The 19,691-nt window shown below is 64.2% G+C and carries 16 protein-coding genes; 1 reads left to right on the top strand and 15 read right to left on the bottom strand.

Annotation, left to right across the window (positions count from 1 at the left end):
• Window positions 1–4 precede the first annotated feature (4 nt).
• Genes LOY69_RS15630 through LOY69_RS15595 form a run of 8 tightly spaced genes read right to left on the bottom strand, consistent with a single transcriptional unit; the run spans window position 5 to window position 8,945 of the window.
• Window positions 5–1,366 carry an O-antigen ligase family protein gene (locus LOY69_RS15630; RefSeq protein WP_170002835.1) on the bottom strand — a complete coding sequence of 454 codons (1,362 nt, stop codon included), beginning with the start codon at window positions 1,364–1,366 and terminating at the stop codon, window positions 5–7.
• Window positions 1,363–2,490, bottom strand: a complete 1,128-nt coding sequence (locus LOY69_RS15625; RefSeq protein ID WP_123390753.1) for a glycosyltransferase family 4 protein — start codon at window positions 2,488–2,490, stop codon at window positions 1,363–1,365. Before LOY69_RS15625 ends, LOY69_RS15630 begins: the two co-directional genes overlap by 4 nt.
• Window positions 2,475–4,067 carry a GumC family protein gene (locus LOY69_RS15620; protein WP_265073172.1) on the bottom strand — a complete coding sequence of 531 codons (1,593 nt, stop codon included), beginning with the start codon at window positions 4,065–4,067 and terminating at the stop codon, window positions 2,475–2,477. The genes LOY69_RS15625 and LOY69_RS15620 overlap by 16 nt, the downstream gene beginning before the upstream one ends.
• 11 nt (window positions 4,068–4,078) lie before the next feature.
• Window positions 4,079–5,098 carry a polysaccharide biosynthesis/export family protein gene (locus tag LOY69_RS15615; protein ID WP_102879282.1) on the bottom strand — a complete coding sequence of 340 codons (1,020 nt, stop codon included), beginning with the start codon at window positions 5,096–5,098 and terminating at the stop codon, window positions 4,079–4,081.
• Between the two features lie 22 nt (window positions 5,099–5,120).
• Window positions 5,121–5,765, bottom strand: a complete 645-nt coding sequence (locus LOY69_RS15610) for a CpsD/CapB family tyrosine-protein kinase (protein ID WP_102863544.1) — start codon at window positions 5,763–5,765, stop codon at window positions 5,121–5,123.
• 1 nt (window position 5,766) lies between these two features.
• Window positions 5,767–6,519 (bottom strand): sugar transferase, encoded by a 753-nt coding sequence (locus tag LOY69_RS15605; protein ID WP_102879284.1) that lies wholly within the window; start codon window positions 6,517–6,519, stop codon window positions 5,767–5,769.
• A 57-nt stretch (window positions 6,520–6,576) separates the two neighbouring features.
• Entirely contained in the window at window positions 6,577–7,596 is a 1,020-nt protein-coding gene (locus LOY69_RS15600) for an NAD-dependent epimerase (RefSeq protein ID WP_102879285.1), read from the bottom strand.
• Window positions 7,593–8,945, bottom strand: coding sequence for a UDP-glucose dehydrogenase family protein (locus tag LOY69_RS15595; protein WP_110653237.1), 1,353 nt, complete (start codon window positions 8,943–8,945; stop codon window positions 7,593–7,595). Before LOY69_RS15595 ends, LOY69_RS15600 begins: the two co-directional genes overlap by 4 nt.
• 647 nt (window positions 8,946–9,592) lie before the next feature.
• Between LOY69_RS15595 and LOY69_RS15590 the strand changes: the two genes are divergently transcribed.
• Window positions 9,593–10,894 carry an OprD family porin gene (locus LOY69_RS15590; protein ID WP_265073171.1) on the top strand — a complete coding sequence of 434 codons (1,302 nt, stop codon included), beginning with the start codon at window positions 9,593–9,595 and terminating at the stop codon, window positions 10,892–10,894.
• Between the two features lie 117 nt (window positions 10,895–11,011).
• On the opposite strand, the gene LOY69_RS15585 is transcribed toward LOY69_RS15590, so the two are convergent.
• From LOY69_RS15585 to LOY69_RS15555, 7 genes are all read right to left on the bottom strand, one after another.
• On the bottom strand, window positions 11,012–11,956 hold the full coding sequence (locus LOY69_RS15585) for a carbohydrate kinase family protein (protein ID WP_265074902.1): 945 nt from the start codon (window positions 11,954–11,956) through the stop codon (window positions 11,012–11,014).
• Between the two features lie 13 nt (window positions 11,957–11,969).
• On the bottom strand, window positions 11,970–13,463 hold the full coding sequence (gene xylB, locus LOY69_RS15580; RefSeq protein WP_265073170.1) for a xylulokinase: 1,494 nt from the start codon (window positions 13,461–13,463) through the stop codon (window positions 11,970–11,972).
• Entirely contained in the window at window positions 13,460–14,962 is a 1,503-nt protein-coding gene (locus LOY69_RS15575; protein WP_265073169.1) for a mannitol dehydrogenase family protein, read from the bottom strand. Before LOY69_RS15575 ends, xylB begins: the two co-directional genes overlap by 4 nt.
• 31 nt (window positions 14,963–14,993) lie before the next feature.
• Entirely contained in the window at window positions 14,994–16,097 is a 1,104-nt protein-coding gene (locus tag LOY69_RS15570) for an ABC transporter ATP-binding protein (protein ID WP_102879290.1), read from the bottom strand.
• A gap of 23 nt (window positions 16,098–16,120) precedes the next feature.
• On the bottom strand, window positions 16,121–16,951 hold the full coding sequence (locus LOY69_RS15565; protein ID WP_102863552.1) for a carbohydrate ABC transporter permease: 831 nt from the start codon (window positions 16,949–16,951) through the stop codon (window positions 16,121–16,123).
• Window positions 16,952–16,961: 10 nt separating this feature from the next.
• On the bottom strand, window positions 16,962–17,888 hold the full coding sequence (locus LOY69_RS15560) for a carbohydrate ABC transporter permease (RefSeq protein WP_102879291.1): 927 nt from the start codon (window positions 17,886–17,888) through the stop codon (window positions 16,962–16,964).
• Window positions 17,889–18,045: 157 nt separating this feature from the next.
• Window positions 18,046–19,317 (bottom strand): ABC transporter substrate-binding protein, encoded by a 1,272-nt coding sequence (locus LOY69_RS15555; RefSeq protein ID WP_265074901.1) that lies wholly within the window; start codon window positions 19,315–19,317, stop codon window positions 18,046–18,048.
• Window positions 19,318–19,691 lie beyond the last annotated feature (374 nt).

Genomic DNA, 19,691 nt, shown 5'->3' with positions numbered 1-19,691 from the left:
GCATTTATGAGGTGGGCGCCGGATCTTCTTCGGCTTCGAGCCGTAGCACGCTGGACAGGGCCAGGAAGATCCACAGGTACTTGTGGTTCGGCGCGCTGAGAAACAGCAGGAACAGCGCCATGGCCAACAGGCTCAGGCCCAGGTGGGTGGCGATGTCCGCCTGTTCACGCTGGCCCCGGGCGAGGAAGCCCTGGCGCGCCCGCTCGAAGTTGCGCAGGCCCATGAGCATCAGCACCACGAAGCTCAAGCCGCCGGGAATGCCCAGTTCGCTGAACAGTTCCAGGTAGGTGTTGTGGGCCCGGCGGAACAGGTCGGGCTCGTTCATGTTTTCCGAGAAGCTGCTGGCGAAGCCGGTCTGCGCGTAATGAATCGGGAAGGTGCCCAGGCCCGAGCCCAGCAGCGGGTTCTCGCGGATCATCTGGCCGCCCACCACCAGGTAGGAAGTCCGTCGGCCCAGGGAGGTGTCCGCCGAATGCGCGCCGGACTTGAGCATGCTCAGGGACTGAATTCGCGCCACGTATTCGGCTGGCAGCACGGCGATGCCCAGGGGCACGACGATCGCCACGGCGAACATGGCGAACCCCAGGTGCTTGGGCCGCAGGCCCTTGAGCCGGTCGCGGTAGTGCCACAGGCCAATGGCGATGGTGAACAGCACCACCAACAGGCCGGAGCGCGAGTCGGTCTTGGTCATCCCGGCCATCAGGGTCAGGCTGATGCCGACCCAGAACAGCCGCCCCGGCCAGTGGGGCGAGCGCAGGGCGAGGAGGATCGCCGGCGGCACCGCCATGGCGATCAGCAGGGCGAAGTAGTTGGCGTCCTGCAGCAGGCCGATGGCCCGGCCGCCGACCTGATACTTGGCGGAGATCAGCGCGATCACGCAGGTGATGGCCACGCTGACCGCCAGCAGGCGGCAGAGCATCAGCAGGTTGGTTTCCCGGGCGATCAGCAAGGTGACGAAGAACAGCACCAGGCCCACGGCCAGCTCCCGCAGGCTGTCCAGGGACACCAGCAGGTTCTCGCTGTACATCAGGCTCAGCAGCAGGCACAGCAGGAACGGCCCCAGGGCCCGCCACAGGTTGCTGCGCAGGCGGGTATCGGGGATGTGCCGCAACAGCAGCTTGAACAGCATGATCAGGATCAGCGAGGCCCCCAGTAGCTTGGCCCCGGAGAACGCGCTGTCCTTGAACAGGCCCTCGAAGGGCACCAGGGCGCAGATGCCCAGCAGGCCCCAGCCCGGGCGGCGATAGAGCAGGGCCAGGCCCACCAGCCCGACCACCACCAGCGGCGCCAGAAACGGCCAGGGGCTGGCGAGCAGCAGCAGGCTGGCCAGGCCCAGCAGGAGGCCGAGAAACGGGGCGGCGATCATACCGGGGTGCTCTCCCTGGCCAGGCGATACAGCTCATCCCAACTGCGGGCCAGGGTGGGCAGGTGATAGTGCTTGCGCTGGGTGACGCGGGCGGCCTGGGCCAGTTCCTCGGCCAGGGCCGGCTGATCCAGCAATTGGCCGATGCGCCGCTCCAGGTCAACGCTGTCCAGGGGCTTGGCCAGCAAGCCGTTCTGCCGGTGTTGCAGGACATCGGGAATGCCGCCCACGGCAAAGGCCACCACCGGGGTGCCGGCCTGCATGGCTTCCAGCAGGATCATCGGCGTGCCTTCGGTGCGCGAACTGAGCACCAGCACATTCAAGCGCTTGAGCCAGGGCTGCATGTCCTGCTGGTAACCGGGCAACAGAATCCGCAGCGACAGCCCGGCAGCGTCGATGCGCTGGCGCAGGGCCTGGTTCTGTTCGCCATCACCGAGCAACACCGCCTTGAGCGTGGGGCGCTGCCGGCACAGGCTGATCAGTGCGTCGAGAAACAGGTCCGGGCCCTTTTCCGCGCTCAGGCGTCCGACGAAGCCCACCATCGGCTCCATCTCGTCGCGGCGTATTTCGGCCTCCCGCAGCGGCGGCCCATCCTGGTTCACCGGCAGCACCCGCTTGGGCTCGGGCAGGCCGTTGGGAATGACCCGCAGCTTGCCCTCGGCCACGCCGGCCTGGCGGTGCAACTGGGCAATGCTTTGGGCCACACAGGCCACCCGGCGCACCTGAGGGCTGCGGCACAGGCGCAGGCTGATCCAGGTGTAGAGCTTCTGTTTCAGGCTGCGCGGCGTGAAGCCGTGCTGGGTCAGCACCAGGGGCAGTTGCAGGCGCCGGGCACAGACCCAGGCGAACACCTGGGCCTTGAAGTTGTGGGCGTTGAGCAGGCCGGGCTGCTGCCGCAGATGGGCCAGCAGCGCCTTCAAGCAGTGGCAGTTATGGCTGGGCACTCCGGCCTCGTTGAACCGCTGCAGCAAGCTCTGCGGGGCATTGATGAACACCACCCGATGCTGTCCCGGAGTGATCCGGCAATGATCCAGCAGCATGCGTTCGGCGCCATAGAAGCCGCCGCTGTGGATCAGGTGCACGATAGGCTGTGCGGCCAGGCTCAGGTCGTTCACTGTTTGGCCCAATACCAGGCCCAGCGCCAGGTCCAGCGTGGATAGGGATTGACCTGTTGCTCTTCAACCGCGTTGAGCACCATCAGCACCGGCAGGCCAAGGTGATCACTGACCTGGGCCGGGTGCTTGAAGCGGTGATCGAAGAACTCGTAGACATAACCCAGGGCAATCGCCAGCAGCAGGCCGGTGAGCAGGCCCAGGGGAATGATCAGCATCGGCTTGGGAAAGGCCGCTTCGCTGGGTTCGTAAGGCTGGCTGAGCACCCGGGCGTTGGACAGCTCGCCACTGATCAGGCGCTCGCCGCGGCTCTCTTCGTAGCGCTGGGTGTAGGTGAAGAAGGCTTTGTGCAAGGCGTCGATTTCAGTGTCCAGTTGGCGCAGCTTGCTCAGCACTTCCTGCAGGTCGCGGACTCGGGCCTTGTAGTCGTTGATGCGCGCGGTTTTCTGCGCGATCACCGATTGGGTGATCTGCAGGTCGCTGCTGCGCTCGCGAACACGGTTTTCCACCACTTTGAGGAACTGCGCCCGGGCCCGCACGATCTGCTCGCGCTGCTGCTGCATCGGCACGCTGTCGGCGCGGTAGGTGTCGGCGGTGGTGCCGTACTGGCTGACCAGATTGGTCAGTTGTTCGCCCAGTTGCTTGATCTCGCGGTCTTCGTAGGCAACGTTGTCCACGGTGTTGGCGAAGGCGAAGGGGAAGGTGTAGTCGGTGATGCCGGCCTTGCGTGCGGCGCTCAGGTTCTTCTGCAGGTAATCCAGGCGGCGCTGGTTCTCCAGGGCCTGGTCGCGGTAGCCGTTGAGGGACTGTTCCTCGGTGTTGATGGCATTGAGGCGGAAGGTGATCTCTTCCTTGGGGTCGGAGGCATGGGCCGCTTCCAGCAGGGCCTGGCGCTTGCCTTCCAGGTCATCCAGGCGCGACTGGTACTGGGCCTTCTTCTGCTCGTAGAAGGCTTCGGGCAGTTCGTTGGATTGCAGGTCCTGGCGGTTCTTCAGGTAGTTGGCCAGCAGGCGCTCGACGAAGCGCGTGCCTTCGGCGGCATTGGGGCTGGCGTAGACGATGGAGATCACATTGGAGCCGGGCAGGGTGCCGATCTTCAGATCCTTGACCGCCTGATCGGTGAAGGCATCCAGGCTGGTGTCACGCACCGGGTCCACGGCCAGGCCGAAGAAACCGCGTACCGGGTTGAACACATGGTTGCGCAGCGGATCGATCAGGCCATTGCGGATGGGCTTGAAGATCAGCCGGGTCAACAGGCCTTCGCTGCCGCCGAACTGGCCTTCGCGGCGCAGCTGGTCGATGGTGTCGCGAATCAGGGTCGGCGAGCGCAGGATGTTGCTCTCGGTCTCCATGTCCGCCAGGGACGGCGGGATGAACTTGTCGCTGTCCGGGGTGAGCACGGTGTTGGCGTCGGTCTGCGACAGTTTCTTGGACTGCACAATGACTTCGGCGGTGATCTCGAAGCTCTGCTTGAGCACCAGCGGCAGCACCAGCGCAATCAGGGCGAAACCGAGGAACACCCGCTTGATCAGGCGTCGATTGACAAAGAACACGAGCAGAAACTCGTGCAGGTAGTTTTCGATCTTGGTCATCAAGAGGGAACTCAGTTGTTGTTCGTTTCTTTGTTGTCGACGCGGTAGCCGAAGCTGAACCCGACACCCTGGAACATGATCACGTCCGCCAGCTGCTTGCTCAGGGCCCCGGCCTTGGCCAGGCGGGTCTTGGGCACGTAGAGCATGTCGTCCGGTTGCAGGTAGGCGAACTGCAGGGCCTTGCCGTCCAGCGCCGCATCGGCGTCATAGACCCGGGCTTCGACCTGATTGCCCTTGCGCCGCATGATCACCACCGAGTCCAGGCGCGCGGTGGGTCCGGCGCCCTTGGCCAGGGTCAGGGCTTCAAGCACCGAGATCGGCCGGCGGATCGGGTAGGCCCCGGGCTGGCCCACTTCGCCCATCACGAACACTTCGTTGGCGGCGGTGGTCTTGAGCAGCACATCGACGCTGACCTGGCCCACTTCCTTGGCGTAGCGCTGGTTGATCAGGGTCTGCAGCTCACTGAGGCTCTTGCCCTGCAAGGACAGGCTGCCCAGCAGCGGAAAGCTGGCGCGGCCATCGGAACCCACCACGATCTCCCGGCTCAGGCCGGTGGCCGGGTTGGTCAGGCTGGTGCGCAGGTTGTCCAGCTGGGCCATGGCGTGGGAGATCGAGAAGGTGATCTGCGGCTTCTTCAGCACCTTGGCGTACTGGGCTTCCAGGGCCTGGCGCGCCTGTTCGGCGGACAGCCCGGCGACCTGGAGATTGCCCACGTAGGGCATGTCGATGCTGCCGTCGGGCAGCACCAGCTTGCTGCCCCCCAGTTCCGGGGCAGTGAGGAAGCTCACGTCCACCTGATCGCCGGGCTGCACCCGATACGGCTGCTGGCTGGTGGTGCCGATATGGAAGATCACGTCCAGCACGTCCTGCGGGCGCAGCACCTGTTCGATGGGCATGACCTCGGTGAGCTGGGCCTGGTCGGCCGGGGCGCTGAGGATCTGCACCGGCATCTGCTGCGGCTCGCGGTTGACGCAGCCGCCGAGGGCGGCCAGCAACGACAGGCCCAGCAGGGAGAGTCTTGGCTTGTTCATGGTTACACGGTCCTTGTGCCGGTCAGAGACGGTCATAAACCCACTTGGGCATGTAGTACTTGCGGGCGTTGAACACGCTGCCGATCAGCTTCGCCTCGGCCTGGATCAAGCGCTGCGCCGCGGCCTGGGCCACTTCCCAGCGGGTTTCCTCGCTGCGTACCACCAGCACCACGCCGTCCACCTGAGTGCTCAGGGTGAGGATGTCGCCGCTGCTGTACACCGGATCGCCGTCGATGATCACGAAGCGATAGTCCGCGGCCAGGGCCTGCAACAGTTCCTGCAGCAGTTCCGGGGTCAGGCGCTCGGCGTATTGCTGGCGGCGGCCCAGTGGCAGGAAATCGAAGCCCAGTTCATCGCTGCTTTCGATGCACTGCGCCAGGAGCGGCGGGGTATCGGCCAGGGCCAGGTCGAGAAAGCCCGGGCGTTCGCCCAGGTCCAGGCGCCGGGTCAGGCTGTTGTCCGAAAGGCTGGTGTCCACCAGCAGGACCCGGCCGCGGCTGGTGCGCGCCAGTTCGCTGGCCATGCTCAGGCTGCTGCTGGTGATGCCGCTGTTGCGGTTGGCCGCCGTCAGCAGGATCACCCGCAGCTCGCGGTCGAGCACGGTCACCGCCAGGTTGCTTTCGCTGGGACGCTGGATCTTCAGACTGGCTAGGGTTGCTGCCGCCATTTCAACTTGCTCCATGGCCATTGAGGACCTTGAAAGGGGTTTTGATCAGGATCTTCAGGTCGAGCCAGGGGCTCTGCTGGAAGATGTAGGTCATGTCGAGGGTGACCCGACCGTCGAAGTCCACGTCGCTGCGTCCGGACACTTGCCACAGGCCGGTGATCCCGGGGTAGATGCTCAGGCGTCCGAGGTGGTGTTCCTTGTAGGTCTGGGCGTGGAACGAGGTCGGGCGCGGGCCGACGATGCGCATCTGGCCGAGTACCACGTTGATCAGGTTCGGCAATTCGTCGAGGCTGGTGCGCCGCAGGAAACCGCCGATGCCGGTGATCCGCGGGTCGCGGTCGATCTTGAAATCCACCGAATCCGGGCCGTGCTTGTTCAGGTGGCGCACCGAGTCCTTCAAGGCTTCGGCGTTGACCACCATGGTGCGGAATTTGTACATGCCGAAGCGCCGGCCACGAAAACCGGTGCGCAACTGGACGAAGAACACCGGCCCGGGGCTGCTGAGCTTGATCAACAGCGCGACCGTCAACAGCACCGGCGACAGCAGCACCAGCAGCGTCGCCGCCAGCAGCGCCGAGGTCAGGCGCTTGCTGCGTGACAGGGTCCAGGGCCGGCCGCCGTCGCGGCCACTGATCCAGCCATGCTGTTGCAGCTCGATGGCGGCCTGGACTTTGCGCCGGAACGGATCGTTGCGCCGGTCGATGCGAGCAGGCGCCGGCACCTCGGTTGCAGGCAATGAGAAGGGTCTTTCCATATCCACCGGGAATACTTCCATAGCAAAGGTTGGGTAAAAACGCCCAGGGGCGCGGGCTCAGGACGCGCCGCCCGGGTAGTAGCTCAGGTACCACTGGACGAAGTGCTTCAGGCCCTCTTCCAGGGTCACCTGGGGGCCGAAGCCGGTGAGGTTTTCCAGGGCACTGACGTCGGCGCAGGTGTTGAGCACGTCACCGGGCTGCAGGGGCAGGTACTCCACCTGGGCCTGGCGTCCGAGGAGCTTTTCCAGGGTTGCCACGTACTCCTTGAGTTCCACCGGACGCTGGCCGCCGATGTTGAACAGCCGCCAGGGCGCCATGCTGGTGGACGGGTCCGGTTGTTCGCGGTCCCACAGCGGGTCGCGCACCGGCGGCTTGCCCAGCAGGCGTACCAGGGACTCGACGATGTCGTCGACATAGGTGAAGTCGCGCTGGTGCAGGCCGTAGTTGAACAGCTTCAACGGCCGGCCCTGGCTGATGGCGTCGGCGAACAGGATCGGCGACATGTCCGGCCGGCCCCAGGGACCGTAGACGGTGAAGAAGCGCAGGCCGGTGGCCGGCACCCCGAACAGGTGGCTGTAACTGTGGGCCATCAGCTCGTTGGCTTTCTTGCTCGCCGCGTACAGCGACAGCGGGTGGTCGACGTTGTCGCTGACCTTGTACGGCGTCTGCTGGTTGGCCCCGTACACCGAGCTCGATGAGGCGTAGATCAGGTGCTCCACCGGGTAGCGCCGGCACATTTCCAGCAGGTTGAGGAAGCCTGAAAGGTTGCTGTCCAGGTAGGCCTTGGGGTTTTCCAGGGAGTAGCGCACCCCGGCCTGGGCGGCGAGGTTGATCACCACCTGGGGCCGGACTTCGGCGAACAGCCGCTCCAGGCCCTCGCTGTCCGCCAGGTCCAGGCGTTGCAGGGGGAAGTGTCCCACTTGCTGTTCGACCCAGCGCACCCGGTCGCGTTTGAGCTGGGGGTCGTAGTAGTCGTTGAAATTATCCAGTCCGGTGACCTGATGCCCATCCTTGAGCAAGCGCAGTGCGGTATGGGCGCCGATGAAACCGGCGGCCCCGGTGATCAGGATATTCATGCGCGCAGCGCCTCCGGTACGCGGTAGGGCAGGCCGATGCTCAGGTAATGCAGGCCGGCGTCCGCTGCCTGTTGCGGGTTGTACAGGTTGCGGCCGTCAACGATCAGGCGATCGTTGAGGGTGTCGTGCAGCAGCTTGAAGTCCACCACGCGAAAGGCTTTCCACTCGGTGCAGATCACCAGGGCGTCTGCGCCTTGCAGGGTGTCGTCACGGGTTGCGCACAGCTGCAGGTCGTCGCGGTAGCCGTACAACCGTCGGCATTCGGTCATGGCTTCCGGGTCATAGGCATGGACCTTGGCCCCGGCCTGCCACAGCGCTTCCATCAGGTAGCGGCTGGTGGCTTCGCGCATGTCATCGGTGTTGGGCTTGAAAGCCAGCCCCCACAACGCAATGACCTTGCCCTTGAGGTTGTCCCCCAAGTGCGCCTTGAGCTTGCGAAACAGCACATGGCGCTGCTGTTCATTGACGTCACGCACGGTCTTGAGCATGTGCGGCTCCAGCCCGTGGCTTTCCGCGGTGTGGATCAGCGCCCGCAGGTCCTTGGGGAAGCACGAGCCGCCGAAACCGGCGCCGGGATAAATGAAGTGGTAGCCGATGCGCGGGTCGGCGCCGATGCCTTTGCGCACAGCATTGATGTCCACCCCCAGGCGCTCCGCCAGGTTGGCCATCTCGTTCATGAAGCTGATGCGAGTGGCAAGCATCGCGTTGGCGGCGTACTTGACCAGTTCGGCGCTGCGGTTATCCATGAACATCAGGCGGTCATGGTTGTGGTTGAACGGTGCGTACAGCTCGCTCAACTGCTGGCGGGGCCGTTCGTGGGAACAGCCGACGACGATCCGGTCCGGACGCATGCAGTCGGCCACCGCCGAGCCCTCCTTGAGAAACTCCGGATTGGAGGCCACGTGCACCCGCAGTTGGGACTTGCCCAGGTCCGCCAGTTGTTCGGCGACCGTCTCGATCACCAGGTCAGCAGTACCCACCGGTACGGTGGATTTGATCACCAGGGTCTTGTCGCTGTGCATCAGACTGGCAATGTTGCGGGCCACCGCCAGGACATGGTCCAGGTCCGCCGAGCCGTCTTCGTTGGAGGGCGTGCCGACTGCGATGAAAATCACCTGGCCATGGCCCACTGCATCGCTGGCCTGGGTGGTGAAGTGCAGTCGGCCGGCCTTTTGATTCTCTTCGATCAGGGTCGCCAGACCCGGCTCGTGAATCGGAGGAATGGAACGTTGCAGCTGGGCAATCTTATGGCTGTCGATATCGACACAGACCACGTTATGCCCGACATCGGCGAGGGCAACTGCTTGCACCAGGCCAACATAGCCAGTACCAAAAACGCTGACTTCCAAGGGAACGACCTCGTCCATGATGAGTGTTGGGTGAGGGCATGCCTCACCTTCTGAAAAAGGCGTGTGGCACATGGCCGCTATCACGCTCTTTTTTTGACACTATCATAAGGTTGAGACGGTTAATTGACGTTTTGCAGTGATGCATAAATGACGCTGGCGTTTTCGGCGAATCTTTTATTGATAGAAAATCCTTTTAAAACAGTAAGTTAAAGTGATTGATGATGGTCATAATGGAAAGCGTCAAATACTTGATCAGTTGTTCAGAAAGGATAATAAAACCGACGAACGGTAGGTAAAAACGTAAAAAATATGATGCTTTTTCGCCACTATTGACTACTGCGCTGTCTTGGTCAGGTGGTTTTCTGATTATTTAGTCAGGTTTTTTGACCGGTCTTATCGTGCTGAAATTTGCCAAAATTGACAGCTTTTCTGCTGGTTATGGCTGTTCGACGGCTTGGGCAGTGAGTGCAGTCGCGGCGACTGGGGGAGTCAGACTAAAGTCGGGTTGGGGGCAGGGCGGGCCATCTGCCATCATTGCCGACCTTCATTGATTCAATCAATTCAGCCTGCGACTTTTGATTCGTGGGATGGATTTCACCTGGGTCTTTCTTTACCTCGCGTCACTGATTTTCTGCTGGAGCCCGTTCATGCGTCCCCCTTTTGCGTTACTCAATCCGTGCCCACTCCTGGGCCTCGGAGCTGTCGTCCTGTGCGCAGGATTTGCCCCGCTGGCCCAGGCCGGTGGTTTTATCGAGGACAGCAGCGCCAAGCTGGAGTCACGCACGGTCTACTTCAATCGGGACTTTCGCGACGGTCACACCCGCACTGATCAGGGGGCTTCCAAGCGTGAAGAGTCGGCCCAGGGTTTCATCCTCAACCTGCAATCGGGCTACACCGAAGGCACCGTGGGTGTTGGCCTGGATGCCTTGGGCATGTTGGGTATCAAGCTGGATTCCAGCCCTGACCGCAGCAACAGTGGTCTCTTGCCTTCCAGCGGACACGACCCACGGGGTTCTGCGGATCAGTACGCCAAGCTGGGCTTGACCGCCAAGGTGCGAATGTCCCGGACGGTGTTCAAATACGGTGCGCAACTGCCGGACCTGCCATTGCTCAAGTACAACGACGGACGCCTGCTGCCGACGATGTTCAACGGTGCCGTGCTCACGTCCAAGGAGGTCAAGGGCCTGACCCTGACGGCTGCGCGCTTGAACCGCTACACCGCCCGGGACTCCACCGATGCCCAGGACATTCGCGTGCACTGCAAGAACAAGCGCTATGCCTGCAACACCACCGCGGACCACTTCGACACCTATGGCGTGGACTACCAGTTCAATGAGCGCCTCACGGGCCAGTACCACTACGCCGAGCTGGAAGACATCTACCGCCAGCATTTTGTCGGCCTGTTGGCCAACCAGCCGCTGGGGCCCGGGGTATTGAAGGGCGACTTGCGCCTGCTCAAGAGCGCCGACAGTGGCGCCGAGCGCGCCGGCAGCATCGATAACCGTGCCTTGAGCACCCTCTTGGGCTACAGCCTGGGCGGCCATGTGTTCAGTGCCGGCTGGCAGCGCATGTATGGCGACAACTCGATGCCCTACCTGGATGGCAGCAACCCGTACCTGGTGAACTACGTCCAGGTCAACGACTTCGCCGCGATCCAGGAACGTTCCTGGCAACTGCGCTACGACTACGACTTCAAGGCACTCGGCCTCAATGGCTTGAGCTTCCTGACCCGGTACGTCAGCGGTGACCACATCAAGGTGCCGGGCAGCCTGCGTGAAGGTCGCGAGTGGGAGCGCGACAGCGAGCTCAAGTACGTGGTGCAGAGCGGCACCTTCAAGGACGTGAGCCTGCGCTTGCGTAACGCCACTTACCGCAGCAACTACCAGAAGATCGCCCGTGACATGGACGAGACCCGCCTGATCGTCAGCTACAACTTCTCGTTGCTCTGACCAAGGCCCAGGAAAAGCACCACGGTGGCGCTGAATGTTGTAGGAGCTGGCTTGCCAGCGAAGGCGTCGCCCGAATCGGCGCAAGGCTGACGGGCCTCTTCGCCGGCAAGCCGGCTCCTACAGCGGTTGCAGTTGATGGCGGTAGGGCAGGTCCGGGCCGGTGCGGGTGCAGGTCAGCGCCGCGGCCTGGACGGCAAATCGCAGCAGGCTGTCGATCTGGGCAGGGGTCAGTTGCCCCAGGCCCTGAGGCGAGTCCAGGCCCTGTTCGGTGAGCCAGGCGATCAACGCCGCCTGGAAGGTGTCACCGGCGCCCACGGTGTCGGCCACGACCACCGTCTGCGCCGCTACCGACCAACTGCCATGGTCGCGACTGAACACCGTCGCTCCCTGGCTGCCCCGGGTCAGGAACACCAACTGCGCATGCTCTTGCAGCCAGCCCTGGATCAGTTCCTCGGGCGCCTGCCCGGGATACAACTGGGCCAGGTCCTCGTCGCTGACCTTGATCAGGTCGGCATGCTGCACCAGTTCACCGATACGCTGGCGCCACAGCTGGATATCCGGCTGCGGGTTGAGTCGCACATTGGGGTCGAGACTGATCAGGCGTCGCCCCCGCTCACGAAGCACCAGGGCCAGCAGGGTGTCGGCAATCGGCTGCACCACCAGGGAAAACGAGCCGATGTGCAAGCCGCGCACGCTCGGCTCCAGCTCCGGCAGGTGCTCCTGCAGAAGCTGGCGATCGGCACAGCCTTCACCACGGAAGCTGTAGTGGGGCGAGCCGTCGGCGCCGACCGCCACCATGGCCAGGGTGGTGGGGGCGTCGAACTCCTGCAGGTATCGGGTGTTGACCCCTTCGTCCTGCAGTACCCGTCGCAGGCGTTGGCCCAGGTGATCCCGCGACAGCCCGGCCAGCAGGGCCACGTCAATGCCCATTCGGCGCAGGCCCAGCGCCACGTTGAAGGGCGAGCCCCCGGCAATGGCCTGGAACTGCACTTTATTGGCTTGGGTACTTGCGTCATCGACGCTGAAACAATCGAACAGCGCTTCGCCACACACCAGATACATAGTCATTCGCTCTTCAAAGGGTTGCCAGATGCTGTTGATAGCGCGCATACGCCGGCTCGTAGGCCTTCACCTGTTCGGCCTGGGGCCAGGTCTGGCTGTCGAGGTCGAGGCTTACGCAGCGTTCACAGAGTTGCGCCAGGCTAAAGGCCGGGTCCGTCTGCCGTCCATGGCACCAGGCCGCCTGGATCGCCGCACCCAGGGCGGCGGCTTCGGCTTCACGGGTGCAGATCACCGGGGTGTGCATGATATCGGCGACCATCTGCCGCCATAGCGGACTCTTCGAGCCGCCGCCAATCAGGCGGATGCTCTGGCTTTGCAAGCCATTGGCCCGCAACAGGTCGAGGCCGTAGCGCAGGCCGAAGGTGGTGCCCTCCAGCACCGCGCGGCACAGGTTGGCCTGGGTCAGGTTGTCCAGGGTCATGCCCAGCAGGCTGCCACGGGCCTGGGGCAGGGCGGGGACCCGCTCGCCATTGAAGAACGGCAGCAGGCACAAGCCTTCGGCGCCGATTGGCGCCTGGCCCGCCAAGCGGTTGAAGCTGTCCAGGTCCAGCTCCAGCAGTTGGCGCACCAGGGTGGTGGCGTTGGTCAGGTTCATGGTGCAGATCAGCGGCAGCCAGCCACCGCTGGACGAGCAGAAGGACGCCACCGACGCGTGGCTGACCAGCGGCTGCTCGGCATAGGCATACAGGGTGCCGGAAGAGCCCAGGCTCAGGGTGATGATGCCGGGCTCGATATTGCCGGTGCCGATGGCCCCGAGCATGTTGTCGCCACCGCCGCTGGCCACCAGGGCCTGGGGGTTGATGCCCAGGAGCCCGGCCATCTGCGGCAGTATCGGCCCCACCGGCTGTTGGGCCTGGATCAGTTCCGGCAAGGCACGCTCCAGGCGGCCCTCGGGGTCGATGTGGGCCAACAGGGCCCGGTCCCAGTCACGCCGGCGGACATTGAAGTAACCGGTGCCGGAGGCATCGCCATATTCGCTGCAGCAGCGCCCGGTCAGCCAGAAGTTGAGGTAATCGTGGGGCAGCAGGATATGGGCGATGCGCTGGAACAAGGTGGGGTGCTGTTCCCGGGTCCACAGCAGCTTCGACAGGGTGTACCCCGGCGCCAGGGCGATACCCAGGCGCTCCAGGGACCCTTGTTCGCCCCCCAGGTGATCCAGCAGGCGCTGGTTCTCGGCCACGGTTTCGGTGTCGCACCAGAGCTTTGCCGGACGCAGCACCTGGCCTTGGTCATCCAGCAGCACCAGGCCGTGCTGCTGGCCGGAGACCGCAAGGCCAAGAATGTCCCGGCCATCGACCCCGGCCGCCTGCAACGCCTGGTGGGTGGCGCTGATGCAGGCTTGCAGCCATTGCCCGGGGTCTTGCTCGCGTCGGCCGTTGGCGCCGCTGATCAGGCTGTGGGGCGCGGCGCCCAGGCCCAGGACGGCGCCGCTGTGGCTGTCGAGGATCAGGGCCTTGGTGCCCTGGGTGCCACAATCAAGACCCAGGTACAGCGCGGCTGTGCTCATCCTGCGCTCCGCGCTAGACGCGCTGGCTTGGCCAGCAGGCGTTCCAGGGTCCGGCTGACGCCATGCTCGCGCAGGCTGTTGAAGCAGTGCTCAAAGGCGTCGACGAACTCGGCGGACCTGGGGATCGCCGGGCCGAAGATTTCCTCCACTCCCAGCAGGCGCTGGGTCAGCAGGGTGTCGTCCGCCACCAGGGCCTGGCAGAACTCGGCCCGCGGATCGGCAATCGTGTAGCGCACGCCGTTTTCGTCCACGCCCCGCAGGTACAGGGCCCAGGCGGCCACCACCAGGGCCGCCCGCTCGGTATCGCGGCCCTCGGCGATCAGGCGGTTGAGGGTGGGCACGGTGAACTTGGGAAATTTCGACGAGCCGTCGCTGCACACCCGCTCCAGCTGGTCGGCGATGGCCTGGTTGGAAAAGCGCTGGACCAGCGTGTCCTTGTAGGCCGCCAGGTCGATGCCCGGCACCGGCGCCAGTTGCGGGGTCACGTCCAGGTCCATGTAGGCGCGCATGTAGGCGACGAACAGCGGGTCGTTCATGGTTTCGTGGACGAAGCGGTAGCCTTTGAGAAAGCCCAGGTAGGTCAGGGCCAGGTGGCTGCCGTTGAGCAGCTTGATCTTCATCTCTTCGTAGGGCGTGACGTCGTCGGTGAACTGCACGCCCACCTGTTCCCAGGCCGGGCGGCCGTTGACGAACTGGTCTTCCAGGACCCATTGCACAAAGGGCTCGCACACCACCGGCCAGGCATCGTCGATGCCGTGCTGGTCGTGCAGTTGCAGGCGGTGGGCGGTGCTGGTCATGGGGGTGATGCGGTCCACCATGGCATTGGGGAAGCTCACTCGGCTGGCGATCCAGTCGTGCAGGTCGGCGTCGCGCCGGGCGGCAAACGCCAGCAGTGCCTTGCGGGTCACGGCGCCGTTGTGGGGCAGGTTATCGCAGGACATCAGGGTGAAAGCCGCAATGCCCGCGGCGCGACGCTTGGCCAGGGCGGCACAGAGGAAGCCGAACACCGTGCGTGGCTGCTGGGGGTGGGCCAGGTCGTGCTGGATCTGCGGCAGGTGGAGCATGAACTCGCCGCTGCTGTCATCGATGCAGTAACCGCCCTCGGTGATGGTCAGGGAGACGATGCGGATCTCTGGGCTGGCCAGCTTGTCGATCAGCGCCTGGGGGCCGTCTTCGGCCAGCAGCATCTGGCTGATGGAGCCGATCACCCGCACTTCGTGGTCGTCACCGTCCCCCAGTTCGAACAGGGTGTAGAGGCAGTCCTGGCCCGCCAGGTCGTCCCGGGCGCGGCGGTCCTCGGGGCGCAGGCCGATCCCGCAGATGCTCCAGTCCAGGCCCTGGCCCTGATTCATCAGGGCGTCGGTGTAGTAGGCCTGGTGCGCCCGGTGAAAACCGCCGACGCCGATGTGCACGATGCCTTGGCGGGTGTCGGCGGCACTGTAGGCCGGCACCTGCACCTGGGGCGGGAGCTGGCTGAGGTTGAAGCGATTGAGTTTCATGCAAGGGCTCTCGGTAATCGGGCGGCGGCCATCAGGCGGCGGCGCGCAGGGAACGGGGAACAGCGACGCCTTGGGCATCGAACAGGTGACAGTGCTCGGGGTCCAGGCGCAGGTGCAGTTGCTCGCCGCAGCGGCTGGCCAGATCACCGCGGATGCGTAGGGTCAGGGCCTCGCCGCAGGTGCTGCGCACATGACAGAAGGTGTCGCTGCCCAGGCGCTCGGCCACGTCGCTGGTGACTGGCAGGCTGCCGGGGCCGGGCTCGCCCAGCTCCAGGTGTTCGGGGCGAATGCCCAGGGTGACCGGGCTGCCGACCTTGAGCTGCGGATGGCTCTGGCTCAGGCGCAGGCGCGCTCCGGCCTGCAGTTGCACCTCGCACCCCTGGCCGTCCACCTGGCTGACGCTGCCCTTGAGAAAGCCCATCTTCGGTGTGCCGAGAAAGCCTGCGACAAACAGGTTGGCCGGGCGGTGATAGAGCTCCAGGGGCGAACCCACCTGTTCCACCCGGCCGCCGTTGAGCACCACCACCTTGTCCGCCAGGGTCATGGCTTCGACCTGATCGTGGGTCACGTAGATCATGGTGGCCTGCAGCTCCTGGTGCAGGCGTGCCAGCTCCAGGCGCATCTGCACCCGCAGCGCGGCATCGAGGTTGGACAGGGGTTCGTCGAACAGGAAGATCTTCGGGTTGCGCACGATGGCCCGGCCGATGGCCACGCGCTGGCGCTGGCCGCCGGAGAGTTGCTTGGGCTTGCGTTCGAGCATCGGCCCCAGTTCGAGAATGCGCGCCGCCTCGTCGACCTTCTGTTGCACCTGGGCCTTGTCGACCCCGGCCAGGTCCAGGGCGAAGGACATGTTCTTGCGCACGCTCATGTGCGGGTACAGGGCGTAGGTCTGGAACACCATGGCCAGGTCGCGCTTGGCCGGGCTGACTTGGGTGATGTCGCGCCCGTCCAGCTCGATGCTGCCGTCGCTGACTTCCTCCAGCCCGGCGATCAGCCGCAGCAGGGTGGATTTGCCGCAGCCGGAGGGGCCGACGAAGACCACGAATTCCTTGTCGTTCACTTCAAGGTCGATGCCCTTGATGATCTCGAAGCCTTCGAAGCCTTTTTGCAGGTTGCTGATTTTCAGGTGAGCCATGGGATGTCTCCAGAATTCGAGGGTTACTTCACCGCGCCAAAGGACAGGCCGCGCACCAGTTGCTTCTGGCTAATCCAGCCGAAGATCAGGATCGGCGCGCAGGCCAGGGTCGAGACCGCCGAGAGCTTGGCCCAGAACAGCCCTTCGGGGCTGGAGTAGGAGGCGATCAGCGCGGTCAGCGGGGCGGCATTGGAGGAGGTCAGGTTCAGCGACCAGAAGGCTTCGTTCCAGCACAGGATCAGCGACAGCAGCGCGGTGGAGGCCAGGCCGCCCTTGGCGATGGGCATCAGCACCCGGAGCATTTCCTGGGCCAGGGTCGCGCCGTCCAGGCGCGCGGCTTCGAGAATGTCCCGGGGGATGTCCTTGAAGTAGGTGTAAACCATCCACACCACGATCGGCAGGTTGATCAGGGTGTAGATCACGATCAGCGCGATGCGCGTGTCCAGCAGGCCGAAACTCTTGGCCAGCAGGTAGATGGGCATCAGCACGCCCACCGGCGGCAGCATCTTGGTGGAGAGCATCCACAGCAGGGTGCGCTTGGTGTTGCGGGTTTCGTAGAAGGCCATGGAGTAGGCCGCCGGCACCGCGATCAGCAGGCACAAAGCGGTGGCACTGAAGGAGATCACCACCGAGTTCCAGGCGAAGGCCAGGTAGTTGCTGCGCTCGTTGATGTGCAGGTAGTTCTCAAGCGTTGGCGTGAAGATGAACTGCGGCGGCGTGGCAAAGGCGTCGATTTCGCTCTTGAAGCTGGTCAGCACCATCCAGAAGATCGGGAAGAAGATCAGGATCGCGATGGCCCAGGCCAGGGTGCCCAGTAGCAGGCTTTGCAGGCGTCGGGATTGTTGCAGGGTCATGGCGGGCACCTCAGCTCTGGTCAGTCAGGTTCTTGCCGATCATCCGTACCAGGATGATTGCGGCGATGTTGGCGATGACCACGGCGATCAGGCCGCCGGCGGAAGCCATGCCCACGTCGAACTGCACCAGCGCCTGGTTGTAGATCAGGTAGGCGAGGTTGGTCGAGGCGTAGCCCGGGCCGCCGTTGGTGGTGGTGAAGATTTCGGCGAACACCGAGAGCAGGAAGATGGTCTCGATCATCACCACCACGGCGATGGGGCGCGCCAGGTGGGGCAGGGTCAGGTGCCAGAAGATCGCGATGGGGCCGGCACCGTCCAGGCGCGCGGCCTCTTTCTGTTCCTGGTCCAGGGACTGCATGGCGGTCATCAGGATCAGGATGGCGAACGGCAGCCACTGCCAGGAGACGATGATGATGATCGACAGCAGCGGGTAGTGGGCCAGCCAGTCCACTGGCTGGGCGCCGAACAGCTTCCACAGCGCCGCCAGAATCCCCGAGACCGGGTGGAAAATCAGGTTCTTCCAGATCAGCGCGCCCACCGTGGGCATGATGAAGAACGGCGAGATCAGCAGGACCCGGACAATGCCCCGGCCGAGGAATTCGCTGGCCTCCAGCAGGGCACTGATCAGCACTCCGAGCACCACGCTGATCAGCAGCACGCTGCCCACCAGCAACAGGGTGTTGGTGGCCCCGGGCACAAAGCCCGAGTCGCTGAGGAAGTAGCTGAAGTTCTCCAGGCCCACGAACTGGTTTTCACCGGGGTACAGCAGGTTGTAGCGGATCAGCGAGAAGTACAGGGTCATGCCCAGGGGCACGATCATCCACAGCAGCAACAACGCCACCGAGGGGCTGACCAGGAACCAGCCGGGGCTGGCCAGGCGACGCTTGCGGGGGGCCGCCTGCGCTGGCAGATGGAGCTTGGCAGTCGAGGTATTCATGAGGATCACAACCAGTTGGGTATGAGGGGGCGCGACACTGCGCTGGCGTGGCCGGGCTGCGCGTAGGAGCTGGCTGGCCAGCGAAGGCGTCCTTGAACACTGCGCAAGACTCAAGGGCCTCTTCGCCGGCCAGCCGGCTCCTACAAGGCGTGCCGGGTTATTTCGGATAGCCGGCGCGCTTCATTTCCCGCTCGGTGCTCTGCTGCGCGGCTGCCAGGGCCTGGTCCACGGTGGTCTGGCTGATCAGCGCTGCGGAAAACAGCTTGCCGACCTGGGTGCCGATGGCCTGGAACTCGGGAATGGTCACCAGCTGGATGCCGATGTAGGGCACCGGCTTGAGGGTCGGTTTGCTCGGGTCCACGGCCTTCAGCGATTCCAGGGTGATCCGAGCGAACGGCGCGGCGCTCATGTAGGCCTGGCTGTAGGTGGAGGCGCGGGTGCCCGGCGGCACATTGGCGATGCCGTCCTTCTCGGCCACCAGGGCTGCGTATTCCTTGGAGGTGGCCCAGGTGGTGAAGGTCTTCGCGGCGTCCTTGGCCTTGGAACTGGCGGGGATCGCCAGGGACCAGGAGTACAGCCAGGCGCTGCCTTTGTCGGTGACTTGGTGCGGCGCGTAGGTGAAGCCCACCTGCTCGGCGACCTTGCTCTGGCTCTGGTCGGTGACAAAGGAGCCGGCCACGCTGGCGTCGACCCAGATCGCGCACTTGCCACTGTTGAACAGCGCCAGGTTTTCATTGAAACCGTTGCTGGAGGCCCCGGGCGGGCCGGACTTCTTCATGTTGTCGACATAGAAGCTCAGGGCGTTCTTCCATTCTGGCCCGCTGAACTCGGGCTGCCATTGTTCATCGAACCAGCGTGCGCCGTAGCTGTTGGCCAAGGTGGTGATCAGGGCCATGTTCTCGCCCCAGCCGGCCTTGCCCCGCAGGCACAGGCCGTATTGCTCCTGCTCGGGCTTGTTGAGCTTGGCGGCGAATTCGCCGATCTGTTCCCAGGTCGGCCGCTCCGGCATGCTCAGGCCGGCCGCCTGGAACAGGTCGGTGCGGTAGTAGGTCATGGAGCTTTCGGCATAGAACGGCAGGGCGTAGAGGGTGCCCTTGACCGACAGCCCTTCACGGACCGAAGGGAAGACATCGTCCAGGTCATAGGCGGCGGGCAGGTCCTGCATCGGTTGCAGCCAGCCCTTGGCGCCCCAGAGTGCGGCTTCGTACATGCCGATGGTGAGCACGTCGAACTGGCCGCCCTGGGTGGCGATGTCGGTGGTCAGGCGCTGGCGCAGGACGTTTTCTTCCAGCACCACCCAGTTCAGCTTGATGTCCGGGTGCTGGCTCTCGAAGGTTTTCGACAGCCGTTGCATGCGGATCATGTCGCTGTTGTTGACGGTGGCGATGGTCAGGGTCTGGGCGCCGAAGGTGACGCTGCTGAGGGTCATGCAGGTGCTGAGGAGCAGGGCTTGGGTGCAAGGTTTCATCGGTCACTCCTCTTCTGCGCCAGTGCTGACGACAGAAGGACGGTTATTGTTGTTATGTCTTCCGCCAGAGAGGAAGAATGTGGGCTGATTACAGCCCTCAAACGCGGCGCTGACAAATCATCCATGACACTGGAGTTGATACTTTTTTGCACTGCTTTGCTGCCGCTGCCAGGGCCCGGGTCTCGATTTGCAGGGCTTGCCCCGGGTTCAAGCCGCTACGGAGCCCGCGAATCCGTATCGGTTTCAAGGGCGGCGGGAGGTGACTCTTAGCCCAAAGCCCACTGGCATTTTTCCGATCACTGCCTAAGATGGCCGTCCTAAACCCCGATCCAGGA

It is taken from the genome of Pseudomonas sp. B21-059, assembly GCF_026016285.1.
GTDB classification, from domain to species: domain Bacteria; phylum Pseudomonadota; class Gammaproteobacteria; order Pseudomonadales; family Pseudomonadaceae; genus Aquipseudomonas; species Aquipseudomonas danubii.
The sequence above is the reverse complement of the archived record's forward strand: the minus strand, read 5'-3'. Positions and strand labels throughout refer to the sequence as shown.

Excerpts from the sequence above, each read along its gene's own strand:
- LOY69_RS15630 (WP_170002835.1), bottom strand. The coding sequence starts at position 1,366 with ATGATCGCCGCCCCGTTTCTCGGCCTCCTGCTGGGCCTGGCCAGCCTG.
- LOY69_RS15620 (WP_265073172.1), bottom strand. The coding sequence starts at position 4,067 with ATGACCAAGATCGAAAACTACCTGCACGAGTTTCTGCTCGTGTTCTTT.
- LOY69_RS15615 (WP_102879282.1), bottom strand. The coding sequence starts at position 5,098 with ATGAACAAGCCAAGACTCTCCCTGCTGGGCCTGTCGTTGCTGGCCGCC.
- LOY69_RS15610 (WP_102863544.1), bottom strand. The coding sequence starts at position 5,765 with ATGGCGGCAGCAACCCTAGCCAGTCTGAAGATCCAGCGTCCCAGCGAA.
- LOY69_RS15605 (WP_102879284.1), bottom strand. The coding sequence starts at position 6,519 with ATGGAAAGACCCTTCTCATTGCCTGCAACCGAGGTGCCGGCGCCTGCT.
- LOY69_RS15600 (WP_102879285.1), bottom strand. The coding sequence starts at position 7,596 with ATGAATATCCTGATCACCGGGGCCGCCGGTTTCATCGGCGCCCATACC.
- LOY69_RS15590 (WP_265073171.1), top strand. The coding sequence starts at position 9,593 with ATGCGTCCCCCTTTTGCGTTACTCAATCCGTGCCCACTCCTGGGCCTC.
- LOY69_RS15585 (WP_265074902.1), bottom strand. The coding sequence starts at position 11,956 with ATGTATCTGGTGTGTGGCGAAGCGCTGTTCGATTGTTTCAGCGTCGAT.
- xylB (WP_265073170.1), bottom strand. The coding sequence starts at position 13,463 with ATGAGCACAGCCGCGCTGTACCTGGGTCTTGATTGTGGCACCCAGGGC.
- LOY69_RS15575 (WP_265073169.1), bottom strand. The coding sequence starts at position 14,962 with ATGAAACTCAATCGCTTCAACCTCAGCCAGCTCCCGCCCCAGGTGCAG.
- LOY69_RS15570 (WP_102879290.1), bottom strand. The coding sequence starts at position 16,097 with ATGGCTCACCTGAAAATCAGCAACCTGCAAAAAGGCTTCGAAGGCTTC.
- LOY69_RS15565 (WP_102863552.1), bottom strand. The coding sequence starts at position 16,951 with ATGACCCTGCAACAATCCCGACGCCTGCAAAGCCTGCTACTGGGCACC.
- LOY69_RS15560 (WP_102879291.1), bottom strand. The coding sequence starts at position 17,888 with ATGAATACCTCGACTGCCAAGCTCCATCTGCCAGCGCAGGCGGCCCCC.
- LOY69_RS15555 (WP_265074901.1), bottom strand. The coding sequence starts at position 19,317 with ATGACCCTCAGCAGCGTCACCTTCGGCGCCCAGACCCTGACCATCGCC.